Genomic DNA, 12,711 nt, shown 5'->3' with positions numbered 1-12,711 from the left:
GCGGTTCGCGGAGTAATTACTGGATTTCGGCGCTTTCGAACCGCCAGTAACCGACCGCGAGCGGGACGGTCCCCCAGAAGAGCAAGACGGCGAGGAACAGCCACGGGGAAAGATACGCCGGGGGTTGGCCGCCCGAGGCGATTCGAAGGGGCGGAAGCAAGGACAGATGAAGCAATCCCTCGTACGCGCCGGACGGACTCAGCCATTGCACGAGGTAGGTCCACGCCGGAATCGGGTAGGTCATCGTCGAAGAACCCGTTTTGAAGTACGCGACGATATTGACCAGCACACCCCAGAACAACTGGAAGAGGGCGAACGCGCCGACCGCGAGGATTCCGGCGCGGCGGTTCGATTTCGCCAGTCCCGACAGTCCGACGCCGATTGCAACGTACACGACACCGAGGAGGACCGTCGCAGCCGTGAACAGCGCGTACGGTCCGATCGAAAAGCGGTCGAACTGCGAGACGATGAAGACGATGGCGAGGAGGAAACTCGCCAACGATGGGACGAGAGCGACACCGCAGCGGGAGAGGAACTTACCGCCGAACACGTCCCGTCGAGAGTGTGGCAAGCCGAGCAGCAGTTTTAGCGACCCCGACTCGCGTTCACCGGCGACCGCGCTGTACCCGACGAACAGTCCGATGAGCGGAACGAGCACCTGTGCCGCGGAGTAGACGTATTCCACCACATCAACCGCACTGCCAGTGCTGTAGGAGTGGATCGTATAGAAATACGACCACAGGACAACGAGCAGGGAGAGGACGACCGAAACGGCCCAGAACGACTTCTTCCGAGCAAAATCGAAAAAATCCTTTCGGGCGACCAATCGGAGGGACATAAATCCGAACTGACGCTATTTTGCTATAAAGATGCCTATCGTTCGATTTCCTTCGCCGCGTCCACGAACGCCGTCGCGTTCTCGACGGGCGTCGTTCGGTCGATGCCGTGGCCGAGATTGAGGATGTGGCCGGAATCGCCCGCCTTCTCGATGACTTCGTGGGTCTTCTCCTTGACGAACTCGGGACTCCCGAGCAGGTAGGAGGGGTCGAGGTTGCCCTGCACCGGCGTGTCGCCCAACTGCTCGCGGGCGTCGGCCATGTCCACCGTCCAGTCGAGGCCGACGACATCCGCGCCCGATTCGGCGAGCAGGTCGAGTTTGCCGCCGGGGTGGCGCGCGAAGACGATGGAGGGGACGTCGATGGCGTCGAAGATGCGCTGGTGGAGCGGCAGGACGAACTCCCGGTAGTCGTCCGGCGTCAACACGCCCGCCCACGTGTCGAACACCTGCACCACGTCCGCGCCCTGCTCGACTTGATACCGAACGTACTCCTCCACCACGTCGGTGAACATCGAGAGGAGGTCGCGGAACGCCTCGGGATGATTGGTTCGGAACCGCCGAATCGGTTTTCTGGACGTGGGTTCGTCGCCGACGACGTACGAGGCGAGGGTGTACGGGCCGCCGGAGAAGCCGATGATGCTCGTCTCGTCGCCGATACTCGACTGCAATCGGGCCAATAGGTCGCCCACGTAGTCGATTTCCGTGGCGACGTCGGCGAACTCGGTGGGCACGTCGCCCGGGTCGGTGACGGGATTGGAGACGACGGGGCCGACGCCGCTCTCGATGCGGTAGTCGAAGCCGAGCGGTTCGAGGACGGTGAGGATGTCCGAGAACATGACGAGACCGTCCGGTTCGAACAGCTCCCACGGGAGCAGGGTTATCCGCTCGGCCACCTCGGGATTCTTGATGGCCTCCTTGAACGTGTACTGTTCTCGGATGTCGCGGTACTCAGGGATGTATCGTCCGGCCTGTCGCATCAACCAAACCGGTGGGCGTTCGGTCCGTTCGCCGCGTGCCGCCCGAACCAACAGGTCGCTCATGTGCCGAGATTGGCCGGATAGCGTCTAAGCGTTTCGACTCGTCCTATTTCGAGCGGCGGAAAAAGCGAGAGCGTTTCAGGCCGAGGCGTCGTACCCGGCGTCCTCGACGGCGGCGACGATATCGGCGTCGTTCGCGTCGCCTTCGACGGTCGCCGTTCCCGCCTCGTGGTCCGCGCTAGCGTCCGAGACGCCCGAAACGTCTTCGAGCGCTTCGACGACGTTCTGCTCACAGCCACCGCAACTCATTCCGTCCACATCGATGGTTCGAACCATACTCACGGTTACTCACCCGTTGCTTTTTGCGATTTCGGAAAAATATCCAAAGCCGTTCCGTCGAATCCGAACGGGGGAAAGGAGGCGTGAAAAGAGGACTCGTGAGGGTGACGTGGCGCGGAAGCGGAAGTCGTCGAAGGGAGAGAGGAGTTCGAGGATAATTCGTTTTTTAAACAAGCGGAATTTTGTATTTCACCGAATATACACAGGAAGTCAGCGGCAGAGAAGCGAGATAACGAAAACTGTTTTTATTCTATAACGCTAACTGAGCTGTAATGCGACAACTCGACGACACTGACCGGGAGATAATCCGGTTGCTTGTAGAGGACGCACGCCGCCCCTACAACGAAATCGCGGAAACGGTCGGCCTCTCGCCGCCGACGGTCTCCGACCGCGTGGAACGGTTACGAGAAATCGGTATCATCCGCCGGTTCACCGCGGATTTGGACCAAGGAATTCTCATCGACGGCCTCTCGTTGCTCGTCACGGTCAACGCCAAACCGGGACACGTGGACGCCATCAAGGGCTCGCTCGGTTCGTTCGACGGCGTGGAACACGTCTTCGTCACCGCCGACGCGCACATCGTCTGCAAGGCGAACTTACACGAACACGCGGTCGAGGCGCTGCTCTCCGACGCCATCGAGGAGGACGCCGTACGCGATTACGACGTCCAGTTGCTCGTTGACGAGGAGTGGAACCCGCAACCGGGAACCATCGAGTTCGCCCCGGATTGCGTCGAGTGTGGCAACACCGTCACGAACGAGGGGGAATCGACGCGCATCGACGGCGAATTGTACCACTTCTGTTGTTCGTCGTGCAAAGGGCAGTTCGCCGAGCGATACGAACGACTACAGGAAGGTGCCGCCGACTGACACGGGAGTTACATAAATCCGTTTCAGGGAAGGGTTTTGGTGCCATGTACCAAACGACGAGACATGGCAACCGAACAATCGTTCGTCCGGGTCGCCGACGCGGACGACCTCCGGGAAGATAACCCGCAAATCGTCCAGGCGGACGGCCACTCCATCGGACTCTTTTTCCACGAAGGAGAGGTTCACGCCGTCGATAACCGGTGCCCGCATATGGGTTCTAGGTATCCATGATATTATTCTCTGTAAAACAAATTGGTTAAAACCCATGGATGTACTCTATATAGCCTGAATCATTAAAATAGCCATTTAAGTCAAAATGTTGAGATATGAGATAATTCACTGCGTTTATCTGTGATACTAACCCCACAATTCACATCACCCATAAATTTGACATCATTGGAAAATGTCGGTTAAACAGCCAGAGATGATCACCTCATAGCTCCGGGAATAATGTTCGCCTCTCTTTCACGCAAATAAGCTTCAAGATCGCGGTCGAGTGCCTTATGGACATCCTCGAAAACAGGTTTATTATCTCGTGCTATCTCCATTAGTTTATGATCACCTGAAGATGATTGTGCAATTATTGGATAATCTTGTCCCCCATATTCAAGCATATCCATACGCATTTCAATCTCTTCTGGAATCTCTGGGTCGGTAGTTCGATGGAATTCCACTCTTAACTCATCCTCATTACTTTCGAGCCAAAATTGGTGTATACACCAACCACCACCCATGCCCGCTCGAATGTTTTCGATATCAATGATTACGAGGAGAAATTCAGTAGTGGGATACGAAAATTCTGATTCCAAAGAATCGAAATTTTGCCTCAGTAAATTTTGATATTCATATGGGTAGTTAGTATAATAACTTTTTGCGTTTTCAATGATCGCGTCATCCGAATATAAGTCCCAGATGGTGTCTACTGACCCAACCTCATCTCTTGCCCTATCTTTTTCCACATAGGGTTTTGTTAACGTGGTCATTGGACTTTCTACAAGTACATCAATCATCCTTTCTAGGATCTCTTGGTCAAAATCTGAGCCATGGATTCGATGTTTCGGGGGATCAGTGGAAGCTTCCTGCGTCTGTTTCTCTGCAGATTCGTGGATTGTTGCAAATCGGGGATCTTCTTTCCGATCTAAGTATCCTTCTAAATGAACACCTACTTCACCAATGCTGTGTTCGCGAAGAATATCGCTTATTTCCTCTGTAAGCCAAAATTGTAGGTGACGATAATATCCATCCCTAATATTATTCACTTGATATTCTGAACTTCGATTTAGTCCCAGTAATGGAGCATATTTGTGAGCAAACGGATAGACATATTCTTTTGCAAGAAACGTGCTGTTCGAGTAGCTGAGATTCCTATCCTTAATCTGCTTTTCTGCTTCTTTTCTTATAGCGTTGTAGGCAAACCGCTCTGGATCTCTTTCGATTGGATTACCGGCGACTCCACTCCGTCGTGAAGCACCCAACTTGCGGATTTCTTCCCAATCCGAGTCAAGATCTCGGATTTGTGCATCGTTTTCATTATTCTGAATCGGATACAGAGTATAGTGCAAGCTCTCCTCCCCATAGTCAATACTCCCGAAGCCAAATTTCCAAACACTGGGGTATTGCTTTTCTTTGATAACCTGGAAGTCTGTATTTAAAAGGTGATTGAATTTGTCTATGAATAAATGTATATTTCTAAACCTATCTTTCGTTTCTCCGATTGCTGGATTGGCTCTATCTTTTAGATCTTCGTATTCTTCGTAGTTTTCAATTCTCTTTTTTGTGTCCTCAATTATATTCATCCAGTCGATCTTATAATCACTCTCTTCTGCAATCAGGTTCTCCTCATCAAAACGGACTGTTTTGGATTTTTGTGAATCCAGATTTTTCTCCTTAAACCACTCTGGTGTTATGTGTTTCCAGTATCCTATATCGTTGTCAACATCAACGACGATTAGTACAAATGGATCAGAAACTGTACGACAGTAAGCAAGATGGTTTGTCTTTAGCTGTTTTCGTGGTGGGTCACGCTTCTCATCGGGTAATTTCTTAATTTGGACAATAATCCGGCCCACAGGGCTTCCATTCGAATCAACGATTTCAAGATGACCATCATGATTGGGAACTTTATCTCGTGAGTCGATATGCGATTTTATTTCATCTGGAAATAGCCGCTCTAAGATCTCTATCGTAGCTTGTTCATCCGTATCCGAATCCGGGTAGGGAGCAGGAGAGATTTCACCGTCGTCTTGATCGACCATTGATATTATTTGGATTGAAGCGGATGGTCATTAATCCTATGTATGGCTGATTCAAAGCCTTTACTCTAAACAACTGAATTGAGTCTGCTGAATACAGAGAGTGTTTTCAGCACCAATTCCTATTAGTTTCTTATTATTTCACCAATGCCGGATGAACTACTTGCTCTCTGATTCAACAACTAACGAGAGAGATACAGGCGATACGACCCAGTCTTTGTCGGTGGAAGTGTTCACTCACCTGACGATGTTTTCACCAATTTTATTGTTAACAATCCTGAAAATCAGAAACTTCGATGCAGGCATGGGTTGAGATGATATACAAAGGTAACAACGAAAGTGCAACTACTGCTGAAAGCGTCTCAACCACACATTCCTCAAACTCAGCAAAATTCATACTCCTTGTTTGTACTTTTCCGTTTTTCTTGAACCAAAATTGAATTTGATTCGTTATTGGATTTGGAGAATAGCCACCGTCAGGCCCACCGTGAGATAGTGAGTTTCTAAGGTCTATATCAAGTCGTTTTCCAAGTGGTTCAAGCGTTGGGAAGCTACGAACTTGATCAACAGAATCTCGAAACGACATATCCTTTGGCTTCTCGAAATCAACGACTTTGTTTTCAAGTAGACCGAGGACTACTGTTAGTGGGGCAATTGATGTTTCACAAAGTGAACCCCACGGGCGAAACACATCAACCAAATGATCAGGGTCAGATATACTTTCAGAATTACTAATAGCACGTAGCTCAGCTACTGCTCTTGGAATATCTTGATTAATCGCCCTTCCATATCTCAAAAGAAATTCTCTGTCGCTAGCAAGGTAGAACAGTATAATGGAACTTGCGTTACTTAGGAAATCTTGATTGTCCAATTTATCAATGAATTTAGAGGCAGGTTCGTAGTTGTCAAGTTGAGATAATTCATCAAGATCCTGCAGGGAGGTACAACAGGCGTGTAATAGAATAAGTCCCAAATGTGGATGTTGTTGGTTTACTTCGGCATTTTCTTTTAGCTCTTCATCAAACCCAAAGTCGCTCGCAAGGTCAATAAGAGAGGACATCAATTCAGGATAATCTTCCGCATTCATGGCCTCAGATTTCATTTTCCGCGCAAAATCAGACGTACCCTCTCTTACGGCATCCCGTTGTTCGACATCAATGAAGGTGGAGGAAAAACCGAGTTGACCGGCAATTTCTGGAGATGAAAGTACCTCTGGGACGATCTGGGAATCCTGCTCAATCCGGTCTGCCAACTCAACGAATTGCTCCCGAACTGCTTCAAAATTGATATTCTTATTGACGGTTAGTCACCTCTTGGTTCTATATTATGATAATTTATAAATATTTCGTCAATGCCATATCGAGGAACAACCATCAACCATCATACAATAACAATTTTCAGCGAGACTTTACTACGCTTCATGGTATAGTGTCTCACCATGAGTTCGGAAACAGATCATAACTTCCAAAAAGCGATAGATCTTGAAGAATTAAAAGAAGCAGGGAGAAAAGTTATTTCAATTGATGATAAATCACTATTATTTTTCTACCATGAATCAAAAATTAACTGTTGTGAACCGCGTTGCCCGCACATGGGGTTCCCGCTCACGAAGGGGTCGGTCGACGACGGCATCCTCACCTGTCACTGGCACCACGCGCGGTTCGAACTGTCCTGCGGGGACACGTTCGACCCGTTCGCCGACGACGTGCGGACCTATCCCGTCGAGGTCCGGGACGGGGACGTATACGTCCAACCGAATCCACCGCGGGACGAACCGCCCGAAGAACATTGGCGGAATCGACTCGAACACGGCCTTCGAGAGAACATCAGCCTCGTCGTCGCCAAATCGGTCATCGGGTTGGAGTCCGAGGAGGTTCCGTCCACCGTCCCGGTGGAACTCGGGACGGAGTTCGGAACGCACTACCGCCAAGCCGGGTGGGGTCGGGGACTGACGACGCTGGGCGTGATGACGAACCTCCTTCCCGCGCTCCGCCCGGAGGACCGCCGCCGGGCGCTCTACGTCGGATTGACGGAGGTGGCGGACAACTGTTCCGGCGAACCGCCGTTCTTCGTGCAGGAGGCGCTTTCGACGGACGACGTGTCGGCCGAACGGCTCACGGAGTGGTTCCGCGACAACATCGAAGTTCGGGACTCGGACGGCGCGGAGCGCGTCCTTCGAGCGGGAATCACGGCGGACCTCGACGAGTCCGACATCGCGGGGATGCTCGTCGCCGCCGCGACGGACCACTTGTACCTCGATACCGGCCACCGGTTGGACTTCATCAACAAGGCGTTCGAGACGCTCGACCACATCGGGTGGGAGCGCGCGGACGACGTGCTCCCCAGCCTCGTCCCCGGACTGACGTCGGCCAACCGCGCGGAGGAGAACTCCTCGTGGCGACAGCCCATCGACGTGGCGCAACTGTGTTTCGACGCCGCCGAGGAACTGCCGGACCTGCTCGAAGCGGGCGAGGGCAAGACGTGGGAGGAACCCGACGACTTCGTGGACGTGCTCCTCGGCGAGAACCCGCACGCCATCGTGGACGCGGTGACGGACGCCATCGAGAACGGCGCGACGGCGACCGAACTCACCCGCGTCGTGACGTTCGCCGCGGCGCGACGGGTCGCCCACTTCGGCACGTCGAACGAGTTCCGCGACTGGAACACGGTCCATCACACGTACACCTACGCGAACGCGGTGAACGGGCTCTCCCGGCGGACTGACGCACCGGAGGTGTACCGCGGCGTCTTCGATGCCGCGATGAACGTCTACCTCGACCGATTCCTCAACACGCCGCCGACGCCGATTCCAGACCCGGACGGGGACCGTGACCCCGACGCCGCGCTCGACGAGCTGATGGAGACCTTCGAGGTGGAAGCCGACGAAGAGGTGGACCTCGCCGGGGAATCGACCGCGGACTACCTCGCCGCCGGAGGCGACGCGGACCGACTGAAGCGAAAACTCGGGGAGGCGTTGGTGCGCGAGGACGTCGGCTTCCACACCCGACAGAACGTCGAAGTGGCCTTCGGGCAGTACGACGCGCTCGCGGCCGAAAGAACCGAAGAGAGCGAACGAAGGGCGCGGATTCACCTCATCGCCACCGCGCGCTACCTCTCGGCCCACACGCCGACGCGGCGAGCGGGCGAGCAGACGTTCCGAATCGCGGAACGGCTCAACCGCGGCGAGAACATCCACGAAATGGACTGAGCGCCGTCTCCCGTCGTCGGAATCGAGACGGTCCGATTTTCGAATAACTGGCTCCGACAGCGGCGTCCGCGGCCGTTTTCGTCGTTCGAGCCGGTGGTCTCTATCGCTCTAATACAAACAAATTTGTTTTACTGCAATTGAATTGGGCAAAGTTTATGGGTGCCCGTCGGGACACCACATATAGCGGTTGGAGCAGGGTACGCCCCACATGTGGGCTTACAAGACTGGAGGTACAAGGAGTGACAACTATGGACTGCCCGGACTGCGGGAACGAGCGGACGCGAGTCATCGACACTACGAGTGCCGACGGAACATCGGTACGGCGGCGGCGCGAGTGCCAACGCTGCTCGTTTCGGTTTACCACGTACGAGCGTCCGGAGTGGGACTCCCTCCAGGTGAAAAAGCGCGACGGGAACATCGAGTCGTTCAGCCGCGAGAAGCTCCGCGCGGGTATCGAACGAGCCGTGGAGAAGCGCCACGTGAGCGAGGCGGACGTGACGGCCTTGGTGGAAGCGGTCGAGTCCGAGTTGGGAAACCGAGAAACTCGAATCGTCTCGTCCAGCCTCGTCGGCGACCTCGTTTCCGAACGCCTCCGCGAACTCGACCAGGTCGCGTACATCCGGTTCGTTTCGGTGTACAAGGCCTTTTCCGAACCCGAGGAATTCCTCCGCGAACTCGACGCCGTTCTCGACGCGGAACTCGACGATGACCCGCCGCATCCAACCGATGATACCGATAATCCATGAGTCAACGAACACCGACGACGACCATCGACGTACGGTCCATCCTCGACCGAGCACGAACAGGCTACGAAACCGCATTCCCCGAGGACGAGTGTGAAACCCTCGCCAGCGAAATCGAACGCACCCTCTACGACGGCGCGTCCACAGACGAAGTGTATCAGGCCGTTACCCAAGCGTTTTCGGCGCGCGTCGAGCGCGAACCGGCGTTCAAACGAATCGCGGCCGCGGCCTTCCGACAGGGATACTACCACGAAGTCATCGGCGAGAACCTCCGGGGTTACGAACTGGACCGCGAGTACCGCGCGACCTTCATCGAGAACCTCGAACGCGCGGTCGAAATCGGACGCCTCGACGAGCGACTACCCGAGCGATTCGACCTCGACGACCTCGCGTCCTATCTCGAACCGGACCGCGACGAGCGCTTCGAATACATGGCGATGGAGACGCTGGCCCAGCGCTACTTCCTCAAAACCGAGGAGAACGGCGAGCGACTCGAACTCCCGCAAGCGTTCTGGATGCGGGTCGCCATGGGCCTCGCCGTCGAAGAGGACGACCCGCAACGCCGGGCCAAGGAGTTCTACGACGTCCTCTCGAAGCTGGAGTTCACCCCTTCGACGCCGACGCTGTTCCACAGCGGCTCGACCCATCCGCAGCTCTCCTCGTGCTATCTGACGACCGTCTCGGACGACCTCGAACACATCTTCGATTCGTACAACCACCACGCCCACCTCTCGAAGTGGAGCGGCGGCCTCGGCAACGACTGGACCAACCTCCGGGCGAGCGGCGCGCTCATCGAATCGACCGGCGTCGAATCGACCGGCGTCGTGCCGTTCCTCCGCATCAGCAACGACGTGACGGCGGCCATCAACCGCTCCGGGAAGCGACGCGGCGCGGCCTGTGCCTACCTCGCCTGCTGGCACCTCGACTTCCCGGCGTTCATCGACCTGAAGCGCAACACCGGCGACGAGCGGCGGCGCACGCCGGACATGAACACGGCCGCGTGGATTCCGGACCTGTTCATGAAGCGGGTCGAAGCGGGCGAGGAGTGGACGCTGTTCAGCCCCGACGAGGTGCCCGACCTCCACGACCTGTCCGGCGAGGCGTTCGCCGAGAAGTATCGGGAGTACGAGAAGCAGGCGGAGGCGGGCGAGTTCAGGCAGTACGAGCGCGTCGATGCCGAAGAACTGTGGCGAAAGACGCTCACGCGACTGTTCGAGACGGGCCACCCGTGGCTGACGTTCAAGGACCCGTGTAACGTCCGCTCGCCGCAGGACCACGCCGGGACGGTCCACTCCTCGAACCTCTGTACCGAAATCACGCTGAACACGAGCGAGGACGAACACGCCGTCTGCAACCTCGGCAGCGTGAACTTTGCGACGCACGTTTCGGGCGGCGAACTGAATCACGACCACCTCGCCGAGACCATCGAAACCGCGATGCGGATGCTGGACAACGTGGTTGACCTCTGCTTTTACCCGACGGACGAGGCCGAACACTCGAACATGCAGCATCGGCCGGTGGGGCTCGGCACGATGGGATTCCACGACGCGCTGATGGAACTGGGAATCCCCATGGACTCCGAGGACGCGATCGAGAAAGCGAACCGCTGGCAGGAGTTCGTCTCCTACCACGCCATTCACAACTCCTCGAAGCTCGCGGCGGAGCGCGGGACCTACCCGTCCTACGAGGGGTCGAAGTGGGACCGCGGGATGCTCCCGCAGGATACCGTAGATACGCTCGAAGCCGAACGGGGCCGCGAAATTCCGACCGAACGCGAGGAGACGCTCGACTGGTACGTCGTCCGCGAACACGTCGAGGAACACGGCATGCGGAACTCGAACACGATGGCCATCGCGCCGACGGCGACCGTCTCGACTATCAACGGAACCACGCCCTCCATCGAACCGATGTACTCGAACCTCTACGTGAAATCGAACATGTCCGGGGAGTTCACCGTCGTCAACGACCACCTCGTGGACGACTTGAAAGCCCTCGAACTGTGGGACGAGGAGATGGTGGACCGCATCAAGTACCACGACGGGACGATTCAGGAAATCGACGCCGTACCGGACGACCTGAAGGAACTGTACCGGGGTGCGTTCGAAATCGACCCGCGCCACCAACTCCGCCTGACCGCGCACCGACAGACGTGGATAGACCAGTCCGTCTCGCACAACGTCTTTTTCCCCTCGACCGACGGCACGCTGCTCGACGACGTGTACAAGACGGCGTGGCGGTTGGGACTGAAGACGACCTACTATCTCCGCACGCTCGGCGCGTCGGGAATCGAGAAATCGACGCTCGACATGGCCGAATACGGAAAGAGCCAGCACCGGGACGGATTCGGAACCGACCCCGACGACGACGGGAGCGGGGACGCCGACGACGGAGACGGCGAAACCGATCTCTGTACCGTCGAGGACCCCACCTGCGACGCCTGCCAGTGACACGACCGACGCGATAACGTACCTCACGAACGATACATGCCGATACTCGACACCGACAACGAACACGACCCGAACAAGATACTGCCGCTCGACTACGACTGGGCCCGCGACTACTACGAGGCGGGCGTCAACAACAACTGGGTTCCGGAGGAAATCCCGATGCAGGACGACATCTCCCAGTGGAACGGCGACGCCCTGTCCGACGCCGAGCGCCAACTCATCGAGTGGAACCTCGGGTTCTTCTCGACGGCGGAATCGCTCACCGCGAACAACATCGTCCTCGCGCTCTACGAGTACGTGACGGCTCCGGAGTGTCGCCAGTACCTCCTCCGACAGGCCTACGAGGAGGCGATTCACACGGACACGTTCATCTACTGCTGTGACTCGCTCGGCTTCGACCCCGACTACCTCTACGGGATGTACGACCGGGTTCCCTCCATCGCCGAGAAGGACGAGTTCGTCGTGGACCTGACCCGCGCCATCGACCGCCCCGATTTCACCATCGAAACCGACGCCGACGTCCGCGAGTTCCTCCGCGACCTCGTTGGCTTCTACGTCATCATGGAGGGCGTCTTCTTCTACGCAGGATTCGCCATGATGCTCGGCCTGAAGCGCCAGAACAAGATGGTCGGCATCGGCCAGCAGTTCGAGTACATCCTGCGCGACGAGTCGCTCCACGTCGGGTTCGGCGTGGACCTCATCAACGAAATCCGCGCGGAGAACCCGAACGCGTGGACGGACGCGTTCGGCGACGAGGTGACCGATCTCATCACGAACGCCGTCGAGTTGGAGAAAATTTACGCGTACGAGGCCTGCCCGGACGAAATCCTCGGCATGAGCGCGGCGCAGTTCGCCGAGTACGTCGAGCACATCGCCGACCGCAGACTGGCGCAACTCGACCTCGACGAACAGTACGGGACGGAGAATCCCTTCCCGTGGATGTCCGAGCAGGTGGACCTCAACAAGGAGAAGAACTTCTTCGAAACGCAAGTCACGGAGTATCAGAGCGGCGGGTCGCTCGACTGGTAGCGGCCGTTC

Annotated in this window: 11 protein-coding genes; 6 read left to right on the top strand and 5 right to left on the bottom strand. The window is 56.1% G+C overall.

The genetic code is table 11. The features are described from left to right. Window positions 1-16 precede the first annotated feature (16 nt). The 3 genes from B208_RS0118735 to B208_RS0118725 all read right to left on the bottom strand — a co-directional run bounded on the left by B208_RS0118735 (window position 17) and on the right by B208_RS0118725 (window position 2,151). The gene (locus B208_RS0118735; protein WP_007977118.1) at window positions 17-838 is read right to left on the bottom strand and encodes an ABC transporter permease subunit; all 822 of its coding nucleotides are present in this window, start codon (window positions 836-838) and stop codon (window positions 17-19) included. 35 nt (window positions 839-873) lie between these two features. After that, the gene (gene hemE / locus B208_RS0118730; protein ID WP_007977117.1) at window positions 874-1,878 is read right to left on the bottom strand and encodes a uroporphyrinogen decarboxylase; all 1,005 of its coding nucleotides are present in this window, start codon (window positions 1,876-1,878) and stop codon (window positions 874-876) included. A gap of 75 nt (window positions 1,879-1,953) precedes the next feature. Further along, complete coding sequence (locus B208_RS0118725; RefSeq protein WP_007977116.1) at window positions 1,954-2,151, bottom strand: heavy-metal-associated domain-containing protein; 198 nt, start codon at window positions 2,149-2,151, stop codon at window positions 1,954-1,956. A gap of 275 nt (window positions 2,152-2,426) precedes the next feature. Here B208_RS0118725 and B208_RS0118720 point away from each other — a divergent pair, with 275 nt between their 5' ends. Continuing rightward, entirely contained in the window at window positions 2,427-3,023 is a 597-nt protein-coding gene (locus B208_RS0118720; RefSeq protein WP_007977115.1) for an AsnC family transcriptional regulator, read from the top strand. A 63-nt stretch (window positions 3,024-3,086) separates the two neighbouring features. Further along, a complete protein-coding gene (locus B208_RS0118715) occupies window positions 3,087-3,254 on the top strand; it encodes a Rieske (2Fe-2S) protein (protein ID WP_007977114.1) in 168 nt (55 codons plus the stop codon). Between the two features lie 197 nt (window positions 3,255-3,451). Here the strand turns inward: B208_RS0118715 and B208_RS0118710 are convergent, their stop codons facing one another. Both B208_RS0118710 and B208_RS23980 read right to left on the bottom strand, forming a co-directional pair. Continuing rightward, entirely contained in the window at window positions 3,452-5,278 is a 1,827-nt protein-coding gene (locus B208_RS0118710) for a DUF4365 domain-containing protein (RefSeq protein WP_073096686.1), read from the bottom strand. A gap of 265 nt (window positions 5,279-5,543) precedes the next feature. Continuing rightward, entirely contained in the window at window positions 5,544-6,527 is a 984-nt protein-coding gene (locus B208_RS23980; protein WP_139025485.1) for a hypothetical protein, read from the bottom strand. 186 nt (window positions 6,528-6,713) lie between these two features. On the opposite strand from B208_RS23980, the gene B208_RS0118705 reads away from it, so the two are divergent. The 4 genes from B208_RS0118705 to B208_RS0118690 all read left to right on the top strand — a co-directional run bounded on the left by B208_RS0118705 (window position 6,714) and on the right by B208_RS0118690 (window position 12,702). Next, window positions 6,714-8,483 (top strand): Rieske (2Fe-2S) protein, encoded by a 1,770-nt coding sequence (locus B208_RS0118705; RefSeq protein WP_026177948.1) that lies wholly within the window; start codon window positions 6,714-6,716, stop codon window positions 8,481-8,483. 248 nt (window positions 8,484-8,731) lie between these two features. Continuing rightward, on the top strand, window positions 8,732-9,229 hold the full coding sequence (gene nrdR, locus B208_RS0118700) for a transcriptional regulator NrdR (RefSeq protein ID WP_007977107.1): 498 nt from the start codon (window positions 8,732-8,734) through the stop codon (window positions 9,227-9,229). Continuing rightward, complete coding sequence (locus B208_RS0118695; protein WP_007977105.1) at window positions 9,226-11,673, top strand: ribonucleoside-diphosphate reductase subunit alpha; 2,448 nt, start codon at window positions 9,226-9,228, stop codon at window positions 11,671-11,673. Before nrdR ends, B208_RS0118695 begins: the two co-directional genes overlap by 4 nt. Before the next feature lie 36 nt (window positions 11,674-11,709). Next, window positions 11,710-12,702: a ribonucleotide-diphosphate reductase subunit beta gene (locus B208_RS0118690; protein ID WP_007977102.1), complete on the top strand. Its 993-nt coding sequence runs from the start codon at window positions 11,710-11,712 to the stop codon at window positions 12,700-12,702. The last annotated feature ends 9 nt before the right edge of the window (window positions 12,703-12,711 follow it).

It is taken from the genome of Haladaptatus paucihalophilus DX253 (genome assembly GCF_000376445.1).
Lineage (GTDB): Archaea > Halobacteriota > Halobacteria > Halobacteriales > Haladaptataceae > Haladaptatus > Haladaptatus paucihalophilus.
Note: the sequence above shows the minus strand (reverse complement) of the source record. Positions and strands in the feature narration are given on the sequence as shown.